This is a genomic window from Rhizobium ruizarguesonis, from assembly GCF_012349115.1.
GTDB lineage: Bacteria > Pseudomonadota > Alphaproteobacteria > Rhizobiales > Rhizobiaceae > Rhizobium > Rhizobium ruizarguesonis.
Genome location: NZ_PQIG01000078.1, coordinates 28,812 through 48,452 on the forward strand (window position 1 = coordinate 28,812; position 19,641 = coordinate 48,452).

Annotated in this window: 19 protein-coding genes and 1 pseudogene; 6 read left to right on the forward strand and 14 right to left on the reverse strand. The window is 62.1% G+C overall.

Annotation, left to right across the window (positions count from 1 at the left end; genetic code table 11):
- Positions 1 to 2 precede the first annotated feature (2 nt).
- From eutA to ehuR, 6 genes are all read right to left on the reverse strand, one after another.
- The gene (eutA, locus tag C3Y91_RS16285) at positions 3 to 782 is read right to left on the reverse strand and encodes an ectoine utilization protein EutA (protein WP_024319778.1); all 780 of its coding nucleotides are present in this window, start codon (positions 780 to 782) and stop codon (positions 3 to 5) included.
- Positions 783 to 784: 2 nt separating this feature from the next.
- Positions 785 to 1,444: an ectoine/hydroxyectoine ABC transporter permease subunit EhuD gene (gene ehuD / locus C3Y91_RS16290; RefSeq protein ID WP_024319777.1), complete on the reverse strand. Its 660-nt coding sequence runs from the start codon at positions 1,442 to 1,444 to the stop codon at positions 785 to 787.
- Positions 1,445 to 1,448: 4 nt separating this feature from the next.
- Positions 1,449 to 2,108: an ectoine/hydroxyectoine ABC transporter permease subunit EhuC gene (ehuC, locus tag C3Y91_RS16295; RefSeq protein ID WP_024319776.1), complete on the reverse strand. Its 660-nt coding sequence runs from the start codon at positions 2,106 to 2,108 to the stop codon at positions 1,449 to 1,451.
- Positions 2,109 to 2,287: 179 nt separating this feature from the next.
- The gene (ehuB, locus tag C3Y91_RS16300) at positions 2,288 to 3,136 is read right to left on the reverse strand and encodes an ectoine/hydroxyectoine ABC transporter substrate-binding protein EhuB (RefSeq protein ID WP_024319775.1); all 849 of its coding nucleotides are present in this window, start codon (positions 3,134 to 3,136) and stop codon (positions 2,288 to 2,290) included.
- A 56-nt stretch (positions 3,137 to 3,192) separates the two neighbouring features.
- A complete protein-coding gene (gene ehuA, locus C3Y91_RS16305) occupies positions 3,193 to 3,978 on the reverse strand; it encodes an ectoine/hydroxyectoine ABC transporter ATP-binding protein EhuA (protein ID WP_018073145.1) in 786 nt (261 codons plus the stop codon).
- 122 nt (positions 3,979 to 4,100) lie between these two features.
- The gene (ehuR, locus tag C3Y91_RS16310; protein ID WP_168575580.1) at positions 4,101 to 5,486 is read right to left on the reverse strand and encodes a MocR-like ectoine utilization transcription factor EhuR; all 1,386 of its coding nucleotides are present in this window, start codon (positions 5,484 to 5,486) and stop codon (positions 4,101 to 4,103) included.
- A 101-nt stretch (positions 5,487 to 5,587) separates the two neighbouring features.
- Here ehuR and C3Y91_RS16315 point away from each other — a divergent pair, with 101 nt between their 5' ends.
- The 5 genes and pseudogenes from C3Y91_RS16315 to C3Y91_RS16335 all read left to right on the forward strand — a co-directional run bounded on the left by C3Y91_RS16315 (position 5,588) and on the right by C3Y91_RS16335 (position 10,777).
- Positions 5,588 to 6,085, forward strand: a complete 498-nt coding sequence (locus C3Y91_RS16315; protein WP_130663291.1) for an Lrp/AsnC family transcriptional regulator — start codon at positions 5,588 to 5,590, stop codon at positions 6,083 to 6,085.
- A 120-nt stretch (positions 6,086 to 6,205) separates the two neighbouring features.
- Positions 6,206 to 7,701 (forward strand): annotated as a pseudogene (locus C3Y91_RS16320) (NAD-dependent succinate-semialdehyde dehydrogenase).
- Positions 7,702 to 7,743: 42 nt separating this feature from the next.
- Positions 7,744 to 9,123, forward strand: coding sequence for an aspartate aminotransferase family protein (locus tag C3Y91_RS16325; RefSeq protein WP_168575581.1), 1,380 nt, complete (start codon positions 7,744 to 7,746; stop codon positions 9,121 to 9,123).
- Between the two features lie 13 nt (positions 9,124 to 9,136).
- Positions 9,137 to 10,210: an alcohol dehydrogenase family protein gene (locus tag C3Y91_RS16330; RefSeq protein WP_130682883.1), complete on the forward strand. Its 1,074-nt coding sequence runs from the start codon at positions 9,137 to 9,139 to the stop codon at positions 10,208 to 10,210.
- 171 nt (positions 10,211 to 10,381) lie between these two features.
- Positions 10,382 to 10,777, forward strand: coding sequence for a DUF4112 domain-containing protein (locus tag C3Y91_RS16335; RefSeq protein WP_024319770.1), 396 nt, complete (start codon positions 10,382 to 10,384; stop codon positions 10,775 to 10,777).
- A 27-nt stretch (positions 10,778 to 10,804) separates the two neighbouring features.
- On the opposite strand, the gene C3Y91_RS16340 is transcribed toward C3Y91_RS16335, so the two are convergent.
- The 8 genes from C3Y91_RS16340 to C3Y91_RS16375 form a co-directional block, all read right to left on the reverse strand.
- Entirely contained in the window at positions 10,805 to 11,797 is a 993-nt protein-coding gene (locus C3Y91_RS16340) for an ROK family protein (RefSeq protein ID WP_174827048.1), read from the reverse strand.
- Positions 11,779 to 12,480 carry a ribulose-phosphate 3-epimerase gene (locus tag C3Y91_RS16345; RefSeq protein ID WP_130663295.1) on the reverse strand — a complete coding sequence of 234 codons (702 nt, stop codon included), beginning with the start codon at positions 12,478 to 12,480 and terminating at the stop codon, positions 11,779 to 11,781. Before C3Y91_RS16345 ends, C3Y91_RS16340 begins: the two co-directional genes overlap by 19 nt.
- Positions 12,481 to 12,485: 5 nt before the next feature.
- Positions 12,486 to 13,295 (reverse strand): alpha/beta fold hydrolase, encoded by an 810-nt coding sequence (locus C3Y91_RS16350; RefSeq protein ID WP_168575582.1) that lies wholly within the window; start codon positions 13,293 to 13,295, stop codon positions 12,486 to 12,488.
- Complete coding sequence (locus C3Y91_RS16355) at positions 13,292 to 14,137, reverse strand: sugar phosphate isomerase/epimerase family protein (RefSeq protein ID WP_168575583.1); 846 nt, start codon at positions 14,135 to 14,137, stop codon at positions 13,292 to 13,294. Before C3Y91_RS16355 ends, C3Y91_RS16350 begins: the two co-directional genes overlap by 4 nt.
- Positions 14,137 to 15,213 (reverse strand): Gfo/Idh/MocA family protein, encoded by a 1,077-nt coding sequence (locus C3Y91_RS16360; protein ID WP_168575584.1) that lies wholly within the window; start codon positions 15,211 to 15,213, stop codon positions 14,137 to 14,139. Before C3Y91_RS16360 ends, C3Y91_RS16355 begins: the two co-directional genes overlap by 1 nt.
- 135 nt (positions 15,214 to 15,348) lie before the next feature.
- On the reverse strand, positions 15,349 to 16,494 hold the full coding sequence (locus C3Y91_RS16365) for an ABC transporter ATP-binding protein (protein WP_130673602.1): 1,146 nt from the start codon (positions 16,492 to 16,494) through the stop codon (positions 15,349 to 15,351).
- A 338-nt stretch (positions 16,495 to 16,832) separates the two neighbouring features.
- Entirely contained in the window at positions 16,833 to 17,774 is a 942-nt protein-coding gene (locus C3Y91_RS16370; RefSeq protein ID WP_168575585.1) for a PfkB family carbohydrate kinase, read from the reverse strand.
- A gap of 3 nt (positions 17,775 to 17,777) precedes the next feature.
- A complete protein-coding gene (locus C3Y91_RS16375; RefSeq protein WP_018073131.1) occupies positions 17,778 to 18,578 on the reverse strand; it encodes a beta/alpha barrel domain-containing protein in 801 nt (266 codons plus the stop codon).
- A gap of 245 nt (positions 18,579 to 18,823) precedes the next feature.
- Here C3Y91_RS16375 and C3Y91_RS16380 point away from each other — a divergent pair, with 245 nt between their 5' ends.
- On the forward strand, positions 18,824 to 19,585 hold the full coding sequence (locus C3Y91_RS16380) for a DeoR/GlpR family DNA-binding transcription regulator (RefSeq protein ID WP_168575586.1): 762 nt from the start codon (positions 18,824 to 18,826) through the stop codon (positions 19,583 to 19,585).
- Positions 19,586 to 19,641: the final 56 nt, after the last annotated feature.

Consider the following 19,641-nt stretch of genomic DNA (forward strand, 5'->3'; position numbering starts at 1 on the left):
TCTCAGCCTTCCCGATAGGGCTTGGTCATCAATTGACCGAGTTCGGGCCGCGCCCGATCATCGCCGCAAAGCCTCAGGCAGGCCCAGGCCGTCGCAAGATTGCTGGTGACCACTGGCTTGCCGATCGCAGCCTCGATCCGGGCCGCGACCTCGGCTGCCCGCACGGCCGTACAGGAGATAAACAGCGCGTCCGACTGCGGCGCCAGCGCCTGGCGCGCAAAGGCAAGGATCTCGTCCGGCGCGATCCGCGCCATCTCGCGGTCATCGGTCAGGCCGAGACAGGTGAAGCGGTCGATCTCGAAGCCGAGATCCGAAAAATAGTCCGCCATCGGCCGGCTGGTCTCGATCGTATAGGGCGTCAGCACCGAAATCCGTCTGGCGCCCAGCGCCTTCAGGCCGGTCACGGCGGCAGCCGTTGGCGTCACGACGGGAACGCCGGGCTTGGCCGCATGGATCGCCGCCTCGATGTTCCGGTCGCCGATCACCACCGAAGCGGAGGTGCAGGAATAGACGATCGCATCGAGCGCCTCCTCCGGCAGGATCAGTGCCGCGCCTTCGGTCAGCGACGGCTGCATCCGCAAGAGGTTTTCCGGCGTGACCGGATTGGCATAATGGATGCGGCTGACATAGACGCCGAGGCGATCGCCGGCGACCATGCGCTGGAAGTCGACTTCGGTCGTGTGGTCTGTCGCGAGGATGATGAGGCCGATGCGTTTTTCCAGCGGCCGATCTTCCAGTCGCGGCAGCCGGCCGGCAGCGATGATCTCAATCTCTACGGTCATGGTCAGTCATCCATCCTGGCATAGCGTTCCTCGAGCCAGCGTAATCCCACCACTGAGATCAGGCTGATGACGAGGAAGAAAACGCCGACCAGCGTCATCGGCTCGATGTAGCGGTAATTGCTGTTGGCGATGCTCTTTGCCTGGTTCATGAGTTCGAGCACGGTGATCGCCGAAAGCAGCGGCGTCTCCTTGAACATGGCAATGAAATAATTGGCGAGCGCCGGGATCATCGGCGGGATCGCCTGCGGCAGGATCACGTGGATCCAGGCCTGGCGCGTCGACAGATTGGTGGCCTTGGCTGCCTCCCATTGTCCACGCGGCACGTTCTCGATGCCGGCGCGATAGACCTCGGCGGTATAGGTCGCATAGTGAATGCCCATGCCGATGACGCCGGCGACCAGCGGCGCCAGCCGGATGCCGATATCCGGCAGCACGTAGAAGATGAAGTAGAGCTGCACCAGCAGCGGTGTGCCGCGGATGAATTCCGAGACGAAGGCGACCGTCCTGGAAATGCCGGCGACCGGTGATCGCCGTGCAATGGCAAGAGCCAGGCCGACGATCATGGCGACGGCAGCGCCGAGGATGGTCGCGAGAAGAGTGATCTTGAAGCCTTCGAGAAGGGTCGGCATGATCTGCCAGACGAAGTCCCAATCCCATTCCATCTGATCAGGTCCTTATGCCGTCGAGGCTGCGCGCCATCCGCCGCTCCAGCCAGCGCATCGTCGCGGAGATCGCCGAGGCCATGAGGAAATAGAGGATGAGGATTGTCGCGAAGGGCACCAGCGTATTGCCGGTCTGCGCCCGCACCACCTGCGCCTGGAAGGTCATATCCGTCAGCGAGATCAGCGAGACGACGGCCGTGCCCTTCAGGAGTTCGATCGCATTGTTGCAGAAGGTCGGCAGCATCAGCGGCAGCGCCTGCGGCAGGATGACGTGGCGCATGCGCTGGGTTCGCGAAAGGTTGAGCGCGATGCAGGCTTCCGACTGTTCGCGCCCGACGGCCTTGACGGCGCCGCGCACCACTTCCGCCGCATAGGCGCCGACGTTCAGCCCGAGCGCCAGCACGCCCGCCTGCAGCGGCGTCAGGGTCAAGCCCGCAAAAGGCAGCACGAAATAGACCCAGAAGAGCTGGACGAAGATCGAGGTGCCGCGGAAGAATTCGATATAGGCCGTCGCCAGAGCCCGCACGGCGAAGAAGCGCGACAGCCGGCCGAGGCCCGCCAGGAAGGCCATCACCAGCGCCAGCGCAGATCCCATGATCGTCAGTTCGAGCGTCACCAGGGCGCCCTCAAGGATCAGTGTCAGATAGCCGGACCATACCGACATCGGCAATTCACTTCCTAGAGCATATCGCGCAAAACTGTGCAGCGGTTTTGCGATAACGACATGCGTAAAACAAGGACCTAAAGCGCGAGGAGCGAATCTGAAAGATCGCGACGCGCTTTAGGAGATCGTTCGGGGACGATCCGGCCATGCCTGGGGCATGGCCGGCTGCTTACCCCTTGTTACTTCGCCGCGGCGCAGAGCTTTTCGCGGCTCGTCGACATCGCCGCCTTGGCCGAGAAGCCGTAGGGCTCGATGATCTTGGCGAATTCGCCGGATTCCTTCAGCTTCTTCAGCTCGACATCGAAGGCGTCGCGAAGCGCAACATCCTGCTTGCGGAAAGCAGCGCCATCGCAATAGACCGGCGCATTGACGACGGGTGCGACGGTTTCAAGGTTCGGATCGTTCGCCTTGGCCATCAGGTCATGGATCGAAAGGACCGGCAGCGAGTAGACGTCGATGCGGCCATCCTGCAGCATCTTGATGCCGCTCTGGCCATCCGGAACGACGATGACGCGGTCACGCGGCACGCCGGCTTCAAGCGCCAGCTTCTCTTCGGTCCCGCCGCCCGGCGCGCCGATCTTGGCGTCCGGATTGTCGGCGATATCCTTGTAGCTTGTCAGCTTCAGCGGATTGCCCTTCTTGAGAGCGAAAGCCTCGGCGTCGCAAAGGATCGGTTCGGAATAGGCGACGGCGGCGCAACGCTCAGGCTTCATGAAAAGGCCTGCGGTGATCGCGTCGTGGCGGCCGGCCTGCAGGCCGGGGATCATCGCGCCATATTCCGAGATCGAGGCGACCACTTCCTTGACGCCCAGCTTTTCGAAGATTGCGCGCGCCACGTCGGGGGCGGCGCCGGACACCTTGCCGTCGGCGCCGACCGCCGTGAACGGCGGCTCGTTGGCGATAGCGATACGCGCAAAGCCCTGCTCCTTCAGCTGTTCGAGCTTGTCATCGGCGGCGGCGGCCGGAGCGGCCGCCGTGATCAAAAGCACCGACAGGCCGGCGGCGCTCAAAAAATATCCTGCATTCATCGTTCCCAACTCCTCTGATTTTCCTTGAGTTTTGTTCTTGCGGGCAATGTCTGAGCTCAGACGCGGTGCCCCGCCGCAATGATCTTGCGCAGGAAGGTCTGCGTCCTCTCCTGCGTCGGATTGCGAAAGATGTCGCCCGGCTTGCCTTCCTCGACGATCTTGCCGCGATCGAAGAACAGCACACGGTCGGCAAAATCATGGGCGAAGCCCATTTCATGCGTGACGAGAAGCATGGTCATGTCGGTCTCGGATGCGAGCCGCCGCATGACGTTCAGCACCTCCTCGACCAGTTCCGGGTCAAGCGCCGAGGTCACCTCGTCGAACAGCATGATCTTCGGCGACAGCGCCAGCGCCCTAGCAATGGCGACGCGCTGCTTCTGTCCGCCGGAAAGCTGCGCCGGAACGCTCTTTGCCTTGTCGGCCAAGCCGACCATGTCGAGAAGCTCCATCGCCCGCTTTTCAGCTACGGGCCGCTTGATGCCCTTCGTCAGCATCGGCGCCAGCGTCACGTTGTCGAGCACGCATTTATGCGGGAACAGATTGAAATGCTGAAAGACCATGCCGATCTTTTCGCGCATGCGATGCAGATGCCGTTCGTCGGCGGGCACCAGCCCGCTGCCATTTGGCATATGGTAGAGCTGTTCGCCGTCGACCTCGATATGGCCGCCGCTGATCGTCTCCAGCGTCATCAGAATGCGCAGGATCGTCGTCTTGCCAGAGCCGGATGGCCCGATCAGCGCCAGCTTCTCGCCCGGCATGACATTCATCGACAGGCCGTCGAGCACGGTCAGCGGGCCGTATTTCTTGACGATGTTGTCGATGCGGATGATGGGCGGAAGCATTCATGTCTCTCCCTGTTGAGACAAGCAATGTCCTAACGATGACGGCCCATCAAAATCATGTCAATTCGTAAAATAATATCATGACAATTATTCTGCATGCGCTCAAATACAAGGCATCGGCATCAGATCGCAAGCAGCAGCTCTTCCGGATTGCCCTGCGCCAATGAGGCGACGATACCGAGCCCGGTCCGCAACTCGCTTTCCGTCGTCGAACCAAGCGAAATGCGCACGGCCGGCGTCCAGCCCTGATCGGCGGTGTGGAACGATTTGCCAGGCGCGATCGCCACGCCGCGCAGCCTTGCCTGTGATACGAAACCATCCTCGGTATGGTTGCCGGAGAGCGGCAGCCAGACGTGCAGGCTTTGCGGGTGCGCCCGGTAGGTAAGGCCCGCCAGCATCTCCGCCGCGATCGCGTGCCGGCTCACAAGGGCACGGCGCTGCCAGTTGACCAGTTCCATTGCCGTGCCGTCGCTGACCCAGCGGGTGGCGATCTCGGCCATGGCAGGCGTCGCCATCCAGTTGGAGACGAGATGCCGGTTGGCGACGGCGGCGACATAACGGTCGGGCGCGGTGAGATAACCGATCCGCAGGCCCGGAACGGTAATCTTGGTGAAGCTCGTGACGTAGAGCGTCCGCTCCGGCGCAAACGCGGCCATCGGCGGCGCACGACCCTCGACCATCGGGCCGAGAATATCGTTTTCGATGATCGCGATGTCATGTTTGGCGGCGACAGTGGCGAGCGCCTGTCTACGTTCCGCGCTCATCAGCGCCGCCATCGGATTGATCACCGAGGGCTGCAGGAAGATTGCCCGGATCGGCCCCTTCCGGCAGGCCTCGTCCAGCGCCTCGGGGATCATGCCTTCCTCGTCGATCGCCAGCCCTTCGAGGTGCAAACCGAGATAGGTGGAGAGCGGAACGAGCGTGTGATGGCTGATCGCCTCGGTCGCAACCGTCGAGCCGGGCGGGGCGACGCTCATCAGCGCCACCGTCATGCCCGATGTCGCACCGTTCGTCACGCTGACGTTCAGCGGCGATACCTCCAACCCGCAGCGCGCCAGCCATTCCGTGGCGACCGCGCGGTGGCGCGGAAACACCATGTTCGGCCTGAAGGAAAGGGCGGAGCTGGAGGGCAGGTTTTCCGAAAGCCAGCCGAAGGCCTGCCGCAGCTTTTCCAAATGGATCTGCTCGCAGACTGGCTTCAGGATCGACAGATCGATCACCTCACCCAGCCGTTCCGGCAGATAGGGCGGTTCCGGCTCGCGCGGCCTGGTCTGGACAAAGCTGCCGCGTCCGATCTCGCCTGATATCAGCCCCCGGCGGATCAACTCGTCATAGGCGCGGCTGACCGTCTGCACCGAAAGATGCAGATCATCCGCCATCTTCCGGTGCGGCGGCAATTGTGTGCCATCGCTGAGCTTGCCGTCCGTGATCGCGTTTGCGATCTGCTCGGCAAGCGAGAGATAAGCCGGACGGCGGAGTTGCGAGGGATCGGGGCGCCACTTTGTCATGATTTTAACACTGCTGAAAATCAGTTCAATTGACAATGCAAAAATGCGCTCCCATTGTCTTTTCCCTGCGATTGAAATGATTTCTTTCTAAAGAAAGCACCATGAAGCTCGACGCCATCGACCTGCGCATTCTCGACGCCGTCCAGCGCGACGGCCGCATCACCAAACTGGCGCTGGCCGAAAAGGCCGGACTGTCGCCGACACCGTGCTGGATGCGGCTGCGCAAGCTCGAAAAGGCGGGTGTTATCACCGGCTATCACGCACGCATCGCGCCACGGCGCATCGCGCCGGTCGCCAGCGTGATGATGGAAGTGACACTCGCCAATCACCGCCAGGCGGATTTCGAACGCTTCGAGCGCGCCGTGACCGCAATCCCGGAGATCGTTGCCTGCTGGTCGGTCGGCGGCGGCGTCGATTACATCCTGAAGATCATCGCCGCCGATATCGACGCCTATCAACGGCTGGTCGACGGGCTTCTCGACCGCGAACTCGGCATCGACCGCTACTTCACCTACATCGTCACCAAGACGGTGAAGGAGGAAACAGTCCTACCGGTCTCTTCCTTCACTGCGACCGGTGAAGAACAGACCACGTCGTAGACAATCTCTCTGCCAGGCCGCCATCCTTTAGACCATCTCTCTCTTTTCGCATCCCCCAACAGACAATCTCTCGCCCGCTCCCGTGGAAGACTGACGTCAACCGCCACGAGGAGACTGGACATGACCGCCGCATTTGCCCGCCCCGCCTATCATGACGCGCTGTCGCGGCTCGCCGACCGTCATCTCCTGCGCGATCTGGCCTATGTCGGCGGCCGGTGGATCGCCGGCAAATCAGGGAAAAGTTTCGAGGTCACCGATCCCGCCTCTTCGGCGACGCTGGCCTGGGTTGCAAGCCTTGGCGCCGACGAGACGGCAGTGGCGATCGATGCTGCGTCGGAGGCTTTCGCCGCCTGGCGCGCAATGCTGCCGCAGAGCCGCGCGGCGATCCTGCGCAAATGGTTTGAGCTGATGCTGGCGGCCAAGGAAGATCTGGCGCTGATCATGACGCTCGAACAGGGCAAGCCGCTTGCGGAATCGCGTGGCGAGATCGATTACGCCGCCTCATTCGTCGAATGGTATGCCGAGGAAGGCAAGCGGCTGAACGCCGAGAGCGTCACCAGCCATCTGCCCGGCGCGGAAATGATTGTCCGGCGCGAGGCGCTCGGCGTCGTCGGCATCGTCACGCCCTGGAATTTCCCCTCTGCCATGCTCACCCGAAAGGCTGCCGCAGCGCTGGCCGCCGGCTGCACGGTCGTCGCCTACCCTCTTCCGAAACGCCGCTTTCGGCACTTGCCCTTGCCGAGCTCGGCGAGCGGGCCGGCATTCCCGCCGGCGTCTTCAACGTGGTCACCGGCAATGCTGCAACGATCGTCGGGCGGATGTGCGCCGATGTCCGCGTGCGCGCCATGAGCTTCACCGGCTCCACCGGGATCGGACGGCTGATCGCCGCTCAATGCGCGCCGACCCTGAAGCGGCTGGTGATGGAACTCGGCGGCCACGCCCCGCTGATCATCTTCGATGACGCCGACATCTCAAAGGCGGTCGAGATCGCCGTCAACGCCAAGTTTGCCACATCAGGCCAGGATTGCCTTGCCGCCAACCGCATCTTCGTCCAGCGCCGGATCGCCAATGCCTTTGCCAAGGCCTTCGCAGACCGCATAGCCGAACTGAAGGTCGGTCCGGGGCTCGAGGATGGCGCCGAGATCGGCCCGCTGATGCATGAACGCGCCGTCGCCAAGATCGAGGAACAGGTCGCCGACGCGCTGGCGCGCGGCGCGCAGCTCCTCACCGGCGGCAAGCGCCACAAGGCCGGCCAGCTTTTCTATGAGCCGACGCTGCTGACCGATGTGCCGGCGGATGCGCTGATCATGCGCGAGGAGACTTTCGGTCCTGTGGCGGCCATTACCGCCTTCGACACGGAAGACGAGGTTATCGCCCGCGCCAATGATACCGAATACGGCCTCGTTGCCTATATCGTCACGGAAAACGGCGCCCGCCAGATGCGGCTCGGCCGCGCACTGGAACACGGCATGGTGGCGGTCAACCGCGTGAAGATCACCGGCGCTCCCATTCCCTTCGGCGGCTGGAAGCAGTCCGGCCTCGGCCGCGAGGGTTCACGCCATGGGCTCGAGGCCTTCACCGAGCTCAAATATCTCTGCATCGACACGGCCGCCTGACCCCATTTCAAGTGAGCCCCCATTTCAAGAAAGAGGCTAGACATGCTCGACAGAAGCAACGAACTCACCGCCTGGGACCGCGATCACTTCTTCCATCCCTCGACCCATATGGGTGCGCATGCTCGTGGCGAGACGCCGACCCGTGTCGTTGCCGGCGGCGAAGGCGTCTACATCACCGACACGACAGGACGCAAAAGCCTCGACGCCTTTGCCGGCCTCTATTGCGTCAATGTCGGCTACGGCCGCCAGAAGATTGCCGACGCGATTGCCAAACAGGCGAAGAACCTCGCCTATTACCACGCCTATGTCGGCCACGGCACGGAAGCTTCGATTACGCTGTCGAAGATGATTATCGACCGCGCGCCCACCGGCATGAGCCGCGTCTATTTCGGTCTCTCCGGCTCGGATGCCAACGAGACCAACATCAAGCTCATCTGGTACTACAACAACATCCTCGGCCGTCCGGAAAAGAAGAAGATCATCTCGCGCTGGCGCGGTTATCACGGCTCCGGCGTCATGACCGGCAGCCTCACCGGCCTGGCGCTCTTTCACAACGCTTTCGATCTGCCGCGGGCGCCGGTGCTGCACACCGAAGCACCCTATTATTTCCGCCGCCCCGACCGGTCGATGAGCGAGGAGCAGTTCTCGCAATATTGCGCCGACAAGCTTGAAGAGATGATCATTGCCGAAGGCCCGGAAACGATCGCCGCCTTCATCGGCGAACCCATCCTCGGCACCGGCGGCATCGTGCCGCCGCCGAAAACCTACTGGCAGAAGATCCAGGCCGTGCTCGACAAATATGACATCCTGCTCGTCGCCGATGAAGTCGTCACTGGCTTCGGCCGCCTCGGCACGATGTTCGGTTCGGACCATTACGGCATGAAGCCGGACCTGATCACCATCGCCAAGGGCCTGACCTCGGCCTACGCTCCCCTTTCCGGCACAATCGTTTCGAACAAGATGTGGCAAGTCCTGGTGCAGGGTTCCGATCAGATGGGCGCGATCGGTCACGGCTGGACCTATTCGGCCCACCCGATCTGTGCTGCCGCAGGTATTGCCAATCTCGAACTGATCGACGAACTCGGCATTGTCGAGAATGCCGGCACGACCGGTTCCTATTTCCGCTCGGAACTGGAAAAGGCCGTCGGCGGCCACCGCAATGTCGGCGAAGTCCGCGGTGACGGGCTGATGGCGGCCATCGAATTCGTCGAGGACAGGGACGACCGCACGTTCTTCGATGCCGGCCGCAAGATCGGCCCGCAGGTCGCATCCGCCCTCCTCGAACGCGGCGTCATCGGCCGCGCCATGCCGCAGGGCGATATCCTCGGCTTCGCCCCGCCGCTCTGCCTGACACGCGAGGAGGCAGACATCGTGGTCAAGGCCGCGGCGGATGCGATCGAAACCGTCTTCAAGACCATCTGAGGGAGAGATCTGCATGACGATCCCGGAAAAGATGGCGGCCGTATTGCTCACCGGCCATGGCGGTCTGGACAAGCTCGTCTATAGCAGGGACGTGCCCGTTCCGAGGCCCGCGGACGGCGAGGTTCTGATCCGTATCACGGCCTGCGGCATGAACAATACCGACGTCTGGGTCCGCCAAGGCGCCTACGGCACCGAGGACGATCCCTCTGCCGTCTCCACATGGCGCAGGCAAGGCAATACTCTGACATTCCCGCGCATCCAGGGCACCGATACGGTCGGTCATATCGTCGGCGTCGGCGCCGGCGTTAATCCGGCGCGCATCGGCGAACGCGTCATGGTCGACTTCTCGATCTATAACCGCGACGACGACAGCCTCGCCGACATCGATTACATGGGCCATGGCCGCGACGGCGGTTATGCCGAATACATGGCACTGCCGGCCGAGAACGCCCATGTCGTCGCAACCGATCTGACCGACATCGAACTCGCCACCTTCTGCTGCGCCTATCTGACCGGCGAGCGCATGCTGGAACGGGCAAGGCTTGTCGCCGGCGAACGCGTTCTCGTGACCGGCGCCTCGGGCGGCGTCGGCTCGGCGATCATCCAGCTCGCGCGTGCCCGCGGCGCCATCCCAATCGCGGTCGCAGGTCCCGGCAAGGAGGCGGCGACGCTCGATATCGGCGCCGAAGCGGTCGTGACCCGCGGCAAAGGCAATCTGGTCGAAGCCGCCCATTCCGCAAGTCGTGGCCAGCCGATCGATGTCGTCGCCGATCTCGTCGGTGGACCGCTGTTCAACGATCTCCTGAAGATCCTGCGCCCCGAAGGCCGCTACACGACGGCCGGCGCCATCGCCGGCCCGGTCGTCCAGCTCGATTTACGGACCATGTATTTGAAGCAGCTGGAGCTGCACGGCTCGAGCCAGGGAAGCCGCGCCGACTTCCGTCGGATCGTCGGCTATATCGAAAGCCGGAAAATCCGGCCGCTCGTCGGCGGCGTCTATCCGCTGTCGGAATTCCACCGCGCACAGACCGATTTCATGGCGAAGAACTTCGTCGGCAAATTGGTGGTGGTTCCCGACGCAAGATGATCCTTGCTTTCGCGGCCGAACCTTGTCGGGTTTGCCGCGTTTCACGGCCATGGAATATCATCATGGCACCGAGCTTTCGCTGCGTCGGACTATTTCGCAGCAATGCGATGACATCCTTCCCGCGCCCTCACTCGAGGAGGCGGAACGGTCGTTCGCGCCCAAAGGTCGCTGATGCCAGCCTCCGCCAGCACGAAACACCTGACGTCCATCGAACTTGGAAGAATTCGGCGCGCCGTCGGCATAGCGCGCCTGATGGATACCGCGGTCAGATTGCCTGTCATCGGCGTGCGGATCGGCGCGGACTCGGTTCTCGGGCTCATCCCGGCCGTCGGCGACATTGCCGGATCCCTCATCGGTCTTTTCATCATCGATGAGGCACGACGTCTCGGTGTTCCCACCCACAAGCTCGCCCGCATGGCCGTGAATCTCGGGATCGACGCCGCCGGCGGAACGGTTCCGCTGATCGGCGATCTTTTCGACGTCTATTTCAAGTCTCATCGCCGAAACGTCGGCATCATTCTCGATCATTTTGGGATCAGCGAAGACGAACTGAACCAGCGTATTTGACGACGCCGATCGCTTCGCCGGTTTGGATCACGTCCGAGTGACCTTCCCGGCCAGAAACGCCAGAGCGGCTGCCCCGACGAGGCCTGAGTTCTGGTCCAATGCCGCCAGCATTACCCTGACATCCTTGAATGCCGGCATTGCCCATTGCGTGATGTAGCTTTGAATGCCCGGTTGCAGCCGATCGAACTCGTGGGAAAGTCCGCCCCCCATCACGATAATATCGGGGCTGAAGATATGGATCAGGCTGGTGAAGCCGCGACCGAGAATTTCCGCCTCCTCGTCAACCAGTTGATTTGCCAGACGATCGCCATCTCTTGCGGCCGCGAAAACGCTGCGGCTGTCGATGGCGCCGCCATCGCTGCCTATCGTTGTCTCGCCAGATTCCATAGCCCTCATCTGGGCGCGGCGCGCAAAAGCCGTTCCGGATCCGTAGGCCTCGAAACATCCTCTGTTGCCGCAGGGGCAAAGCTCTCCGTCCGGCACGACCGACATGTGCCCGACATGGGCTGCCATGCCCTTGCGGCCGCGCACGACGCGACCATCCGACACAACGCCACCGCCAATGCCGGTGCTCACGGTGACATAGACCAGATTATCCAGGCCCTTGCCGGCTCCGAACTGCCACTCGCCGATGGCAGCGGCGATAGCATCATTCTCAAGGTCGACCGGAAACGGAAACCGCTTCTGCAACTCCGCCTTCAGCGGAAAGTCGACAAAGCCGGAGAGGGTCGGGATATGCGAGGCGACACCGGCGACCGTATCGAGCGGGCCTGGAGCGGATACGCCGACGCCAACCACAGAGGCAGGGTTCGATGCTTCAAGCAGTCCATCGGTCAGTCCGCAAATCTGGTCGAGCACGCGGGCGGGGCCTGCCAGCGCATCCGTTGATTCGGCTGCGCGCGCCAGAATCCTGCCCTGCTCGTCAACGAGGGCAGCGCGCACCTGCGTCCCGCCGAGGTCGATTCCAATGGCAACCTGCTGCTGCATGTGAAGACCATGAGTTAGAGTGCGCGCACCCATGCCATCCGCTCGTCGAGCGATGGCGCATTGAAAGCCAGAGAACCGAGAACGACCGTTTCCGCACCGGACTGGCGCAGGAGAGGCACAGTGTGCTCGCGAATGCCGCCGTCGGCCGCCAGCACGATCCGATGCGCCGCACTGCAGCCGCCGATAATCTGCTTTGCCTGCTGAAGCCGCGCACTGGCCTTCTCGTCGAGGCCCTGGCCCTTCACGCCGATCGCCGTGCCGAGCAGCGTCACAAAGCTCAGCCGGGAAGCATATTTCTCGACCCGCTCGACAGGGGTGTCGACCTTGAGCACCATGCCGGCGGCGACACCGCGGCGGTCGAGAAGATCAAGAGCCTCGTCGGCGACGCTTTCGTTTTCAACATGGAGACTGATCAGGTCGCTGCCCGCATCGGCGAACTGCTCGATCTGCGACAGGAGGATGCTGTCGGCGACCATCAGGTGAACATGGATCGGGCGCGAGGACACTTTGCGCACGCCGGCAACAAGATCAGGGAAAAACAACATTGCCGGTGCGAAATGGCCATCGGCGACATCGATGTGGAGAATGTCGACGTAAGGATCGACGCGTGCCAGATCGTCCGACAGACGGACGAGATCGGCCGACCAGACCGAGAATTCGGCAATCAGGCGATCCTTCGGAAGATCGGCGATCCAGGTCTTGGAGGGGGTCGTCATTGTTTTCAGAGCTCCTTCAGAAAATTGCCCATGGCAAGCCGGAAGTCGGCGACGTATTGCGGGCGGCTCTCGGTCTTCGATGTGATCTGCACCAAACGCGCGCCGGCAATCCGCTCGGCAAGAGCACGCGCATGGCTGAGAGGATGAATGCTGTCCCGATCATGGCCGATGACCAGCGTCGGTACAGTGAGATCGCGGACCTCCTCGTCGGTCACATCAGGACCGTCATTGGAAATCCTGGTGAGCAGCTCGGCGGTCACTTCCAAAGGCGTGCGGGAGAAAAAGCCGGCAAGCGAGGCCAGATTGTCCGGCGCCTCGGCGGCGAGCCGCACGCCCACCGGCCCGGCAAGGAACGCGGTCTTTGCCTCGCCCAGTGGCAGAGTTTTCAAAAGATGCCCGACTTCGGCATTGGGTGCCATATTCTCCGGCGCGGGTGCCGTCAGCCAGGCCGGCCTTGCAATGATCAGAGCCTTGACAAGATAGGGTCGCTTGACCGCGAGACGCAAGGCGATCGCAGCACCCATCGAGATGCCGCCGATGACGATCGGCGGCGTAAGGTTTTTCTCGATATAGGCGGCGATATCATCGCAGAAGGTCGCGATCGATAACCGCTCCGGATTGCCGGCTTGGGAATGGCCGTGGCCGCGCGCTTCGATGGTAACCCGGCGAAAACCCGCTTCGAGCGGAAAGACTTCGTCGGTCTGCGCCACGTCTCCGCATAGGCCGTGCTGGAATATGACGGACGCGCCCTCGCCCGCCATATCGACATTGAGAATAGTCCCGTCGCTGGTTTCGAACGGTTGCGCCCGTCTCATGCTCCTGCCCCCGCAGCTTCACCGCCGAGACTGCTCTTCAAGAAACTCGCCGCACCGGCCGCCTCCCAAGCCGAAAGGCCATGCGTGACGAGACTGCCCTTAAAGCCGATCGCCTTGAGACGGCCGAGATAATGCGCGTAGTCGAGGACACCTTTGCCGGCGGTCGCGAAACTGCCGTCCGGATTGCGATCTTTCGCATGCGCCATGACGATCCGATCGGCCAGAAGGTCGATGGCGGAAGAGACAATACTCCGCTGCTCATCCAGCGTCGCGACCTCAAAGAGATTGGCCGGATCGAGCACGATCTTGATGCGGGGGCTCTTCAGTGCCGCGATCAGCCGATAGGCTTTCTCAGCCGAGTTGACGACATTGGCAAGCTCGGGCTCGATGCCGAGATCCACATCGTAGCGCTCGGCGATCTCGATGGCCGCGCCCATGGCGTCGAGGAGATCCCGCCAAGCCTCCGGCGTGTCGTTGTCGGCATGCGCCTTCCACTGGTCGATGGGGTCGCGTGTGCCGGTGCAAAGCGTGATCAGAGCCGTCGACATGCCAGCGCAGCGTTCGGCCAGCGTTGCCAGTCTGCGAAGGCCGGCCTCGCGCACGGCGGGATCCGGATGGATCATGTTGAAGGTGCCCGAAACGGCAACGATCTCGACGCCGCTTTCGCGCGCCGCTTCGGCGACCGAGCCGGCCTGGACTTCCGTGATGATCTCCGGCATCGGCGCAAGGCCCGAGCAGGCCATATTATATTGTGCGCAGGTGAACCCGGCCGCGGCGACCGAGTTGAGAACGGTTGCGGGTTCCGTTCCCTCGAAGGTCTTTGCGAAGATGCCGAGCTTCATCACACGCCACCCGTGACGTCAGCCAGCGCAACCGCCTTGCCGCTTTCGACGGAGCGCGCGACGGCAACCATGGCCCGGACGGATGCCAGGCCATCATCGATATCGGCGCCTTCCATCACCGCGCCATCCAGAATGGTACGGGCGAAGCCCTCGACCTGACGGCGGTAGAAATGGCCGTCGGCACCGAGAACGCGATGGGTCGCGCCGTCCGCTTCCCGGAAAATGTCCACCTCGCTGGTCTTGTAGTACCATGGGTTATAGGTCTTGCCCAAAATGCTGCCGTTCTTGCCGTAGATCTGGAAGCCTTCGTGCCAGTCCATGCGCACCTGGACGGTAAGATCGAGATGGCCGAGCGTGCCGGAGGCAAATTCCACGTCCACGAACCAGCACCAGATACCGGCGCGCTCCGACAGACGAGCGTTGACGGAGACGATGTCGCCGGCGAAATAACGTGCCGTGTCGATTAGATGGCAACCGTGCGCAAGCATGTAGTAACGCCGCAGGTCGGCTTTCGGATTGGCGGAGGGTTTCTTCGCATTGGCGCTGGTGACGATCAGCGGCTGGACCGCATCGGTCATCGGATAGCGATGCGTGCTGTCGCAATACCATGCTTTGAGAGCGACCATCTCGCCCATTTCATCGCGGATGAAGGATTTGGCAGCCTGGAGCCCCGCGTCGAAACGCTTCATGTGTCCGACCTGGAACACCTTTCCCGACTTGTCGACCACAGCCTTCAGTTCAAGGCATTCCTCGATGGTGACGCCGACGGGTTTTTCGCAGAGGACATGCTTGCCCGCCTGAAGGGCGCGTAGAGAAGCCGGGACGTGAAAGGCATCGGCCGTCGCGATGACCACGGCATCGAGATCGGGATCGGCCAGCATCTTGTCATAGTCGCCATAGGTTTTTTCCGCCCCATGGGTGATTGCCATGCGTTCGCGGAGATCTTCGGCCACGTCGCAAATCGCATAGAGGTCGGCATTGGCTGCCTTCGTGCAGCTCTCGAAGTGCGCGGCCTGGGCAATCTGGCCCGCTCCCAATACGCCGATGCGGAGACGTCGTTCCTGTTTTGCTGGCATCGATAAGCCCTTTGGGTCGGATATTGAAGATGAATGCTGGTTTCGGCGTCGGATGGAATGCCTTCAAGACATCGAACGTCGCCGACTGCTTCTGGCCGGACTGCCACCAGCGCCTGGCGGCTCTCCCTCGTCACATCACAGCGCCATATGCGTTTGAGGGTGGAAAAAGTGCAGTTTCGCCGGGTCGATGGCCAGATCGATCGATTGGCCTGTCTCGACCGCGCTGACCGCTTCGAACCGCGCGACGGCATTGGCGGCCCCGCTCAGGTCCTCGACGGCATCGGGGTCGCCCGAGTCGATCCGGACCGCGTCGATCTTCAAATGCACGATCAGTTCGGAGCCGAGCTCCTCGATCGACTTCACGACACCCGGGATCGTCGGATGGGAGGCTCCAGACGGCAACCGGCTGTCGTAGAGGTCCTCGGGCCTGACCCCAAAGATCACGTCCTTTCCCTCGAAAGCGGAAAGACCGGGAGCGCGCTCGAGAGCGCCGCCGGACAAGGGAATGGAGAAGCCCGGCAGATGGATCCGTCCGCTCGCCAGACGCCCTTCGAAAAGGTTCATCGACGGCGAACCGATAAAGCCGGCGACAAACGCATTGACCGGGCGGTGATATAGAGCCTTGGGCGTATCCACCTGCTGAAGCACGCCGCCCTTCAGCACCGCGACCCGATCGCCCATGGTCAGCGCTTCGGTCTGGTCGTGCGTCACGTAGATCGTCGTCACGCCCAGCTGTCTCTGCAGGCTGGCGATCTCCGCCCGCATCTGAACGCGCAGCTTCGCATCGAGGTTCGAGAGCGGTTCGTCCATGAGGAATGCCGCGGGTTCGCGGACCATGGCGCGTCCCATCGCAACACGCTGGCGCTGGCCGCCGGAAAGCTGCGCGGGCTTGTTGCCCAGCAAGGGCTCCAGCTGCAGGATCTTGGCGATTTCGTGGACGCGCTTGGTGCGTTCGGCCTTGTTCTTTCCGGCCAGCTTCATCGAAAAGGCGATGTTGTCGAAGACGGTCATGTGCGGATAAAGCGCATAGCTCTGAAAGACCATGGCAATGTCCCGGTCCTTGGGCGCGAGATCCACGACGTCCTGACCGCCGATGCTCAATGTTCCGCTGCTGATTTCCTCGAGCCCGGCAATCATGCGCAGAGCGGTCGATTTTCCGCATCCGGATGGACCGACCAGAATCAGAAACTCGCCATCATGGATCGTCAGGCTCAGATCCTTGATCGCATGGTAGCTGTTTCCATAGGTCTTGCAGATTTTGTCGAGTACAACCACAGCCACGTCTCGTCCTCCCGTGCCAGTCCGGATCACATCTTCACACGGCGCTCCCCGCCGTCTCCGATCGTTTCGACAAGAAGGCTCAGGACTGAGCTTCAAAGTCAACAAAAGATTCGAGGATAATTCGCCGAAGATCGCCAGAAGTTTTTCGTATCTATTTGAAAAATATAAATCTTTTACGATTAATTAAAAATCATTTGCGGAACTATATTTTTTGCCGCGCGTAATTTTTTGATCGAAGTACAGCTATTGAGAGATCACTCAATGCGATTCAATGACACGTCACCCGTGAGGCTCTGTTGGGGCGGTCTACCGGAGCCGGCACCCATCGCCGCCCGCGCTCATTTTTGGCATCCCGGCATCGGCATTGGCACAGGCGTATTCTCCGCCGCCATCCATGCCAGACACGTCTGGTGATCTGGCAGGCCTCTGCGCCCTCCCCGTGCGGTCACGGAAATGGCCGCCGCCGCCGTGGCATAGGCAGTGCATTCAAGTGGGCTCTTGCCCTCCGCAAGGGCAAGGGCGTAGGCACCGTGAAAACAATCACCGGCGCCGGTCGTGTCGACCGCCTGAACCTGATAGGCCGGCATATGCCACCGGGTGGCATCGCCCTTCTGGCGGAGGTAGGTCCCTCGTTCGCCATCAGTCAGAACAACCGCGGACCGATCCTTTGACCAGAGCTTATCCAGGATCATCGTTGGATCACCCTCGCCGGTGTACTCCCGTCCGAAGGCAATCGGCAGCACCAGGTGATCTGCGAAAGCCAGGATCCGGTCGGTCGCGGCACCGACCGTCCATTCGATATCGGCAATCACGGCCAGGCCCAAGGCGCGTGCGCGCGCCACGACACTTTCGGAGTGCGTGGCATAGCCATCGATCAGCAATACCGGGGCCTGCATCAAAACATCGTCGGAAAGCGCATCCGACGTGCCGTGCAGCACATTGTCGTCATAGGCGATGAACCGGTCGCCGTCGGGACCGACCGTGATCACGGAGCGGATCGGCGCGGCATCCGCGTGGCGGGGAGCCAGCGATATGTCGACACCGTCGCGCTCAAGCTCGCTGCCCGCCATGTCGGCCGTTGTCTCATCGCCGAGCCAGCCGATGAAGCCGGCGCGACCGCCGAGCCGGGCGACGGCAACAAGAGCCGTCGCCACGTTGCCGCCATGGTCCGTGGCGCGCTTCGTCATCTTCCCCTTGCCGGCCGTCAGCCCCCGATCGACATAGATGATGTCATCGATTGCCAGGGCGCCGAAGCCCAGAACCTGGAAAGGGCGCGACACGTCTCAAGCACCGGCCGCCGCCAGCGCATCCTCCGGCGCCATCCCCTTGTGAATGACGAACTTGAAGGCGCGCGCGGCCATGGTCGTATCGCCGTGACCCCAGAGGTTGCGTCCGACGACCGCGCCTTTGGCCCCAGCGCGCAATGCTTCCGACGTCTGGACGAGCGCTCCGAGCAGCGTATCGGTCTTCGGGCCGCCGGCGATCACGACCGGAACCGGGCAGGTCGCAACGGTCTCGCGGAAGGATTCGAAATCGCCGGTATAGCCCACCTTGATCACGTCGACGCCAGCCTCGAAGCCGATGCGCACCGCATAGGCAATCTCATCCGGGGTGAATACGATCTTGCCGCCGTCGGAGAAATCACGGGGATAGACATGGGCGACGACCGGCATCTCGAAGCGGGCAGCAGCGTTGACCGTATCGGTGAGCCAGCGGATGTACTCTCCTTCGGTGGCGCCGCGCACGGGAATGGCAACAGCCAGAGCGTCCGCACCATAACGCACCGCGTCCTCCGGGGTCGCGATGAGCTGACGAATACGGTCGTCGGCGGTGAAGCAACCGCCCTGTATGACGAGCGCTGCCTTTCCGGCATATTCCGACCACAGGTGGCGCGCCGCGCCAGGCTGGATACTGATGTAGTCGGGCCCTCCCGCCATGACGCGTCTGAGCGCACCCGGCAGGTCGGCAAGCCCGCCCTCACGCACATTGCCATAACCGACAAAATGATCGACGGCGCCTCCGAACAGATGACCCGATGGGTTCGAGAACAGGCGTGCGAGGCGGACTTTGGTTCCGAGACCCATGGCGATACTTCCTTTGTGATTGCCGGCTTTGCGATTGCTGGCGCCGATGCTGAGGAAACCCTAACTCGAAAACAAACAAATATTCAATATTTCGATTTCTTTCGTTTTTACATCAATGATGAATTTTTGACGTGCATTTTCGTCATGATGCGGCTATTTTTGTAGCACGAGCCGTAGGATAAGGCGGCGAACTTTCGTTTTTCAAAAGTCATATGGTCGCAAAGGGCGGCAGGTCGGGATCACATATGCTTGCAGAACAAAGGCGGCAGCAGATCATGCTGGAACTTCAACGGGTCGGTCAGGCCCGCACCCGCCAGCTCGCGGAATTCTTCGAGGTCTCGGAAGTGACGATCCGCTCCGATCTCGAAATCATGGACGCGAAGAAGCAACTGATCAAAACGCATGGCGGGGCAATTGCCCTGCCGTCCGACTCGCCGGCGGCGGCCTTCGAGGAACGCATGCAACGCAATTTCGATGCAAAGCGACGCATCGCCCAGGTGGCTGCGCGACAGATCATCGACAATCAGTCGATCGTCTTCGACAGCGGTTCGACGCTGCTGCAGGTGGCCATGCAGATGCCCCCGGTCAGCAACGTCGTGGTTGCGACAACGGCAATGAACATCGCCCAGCATCTGATGTACCGGCCCGGACTCGACGTGCACATGATCGGCGGCCGCGTGTTTCCCAGCACCGTGAGCACCATCGTATCGGACTCCGACAAGGCGGTCGGCGGCCTCGTCGCCCACCAGGCCTTTGTCAGCGCCCACGCGATCGATCAGGCCTTCGACGTCGTCGATGTCTCCGAGGACATTGCGCGGACAAAGCGCAACCTGGTTCGCATGGCCCGGCGTGTCGTCCTCGTGGCGGATTCGAGCAAATTTGACATCGGCGCCTCCTCCAAAGCCTTCTCGCTATCGCGCGTCGATCTGATCATCACGGACAGCAACATGCCGCACAGCATTCGCCACCGGCTGGACAAGCTGGGCGTGGAGGTTCGCTACGCGTGACCTGCAGTCCACCTGTCCATTTCAGAAGAGAACCGGGAGAGACTTTGGCGCGGGCC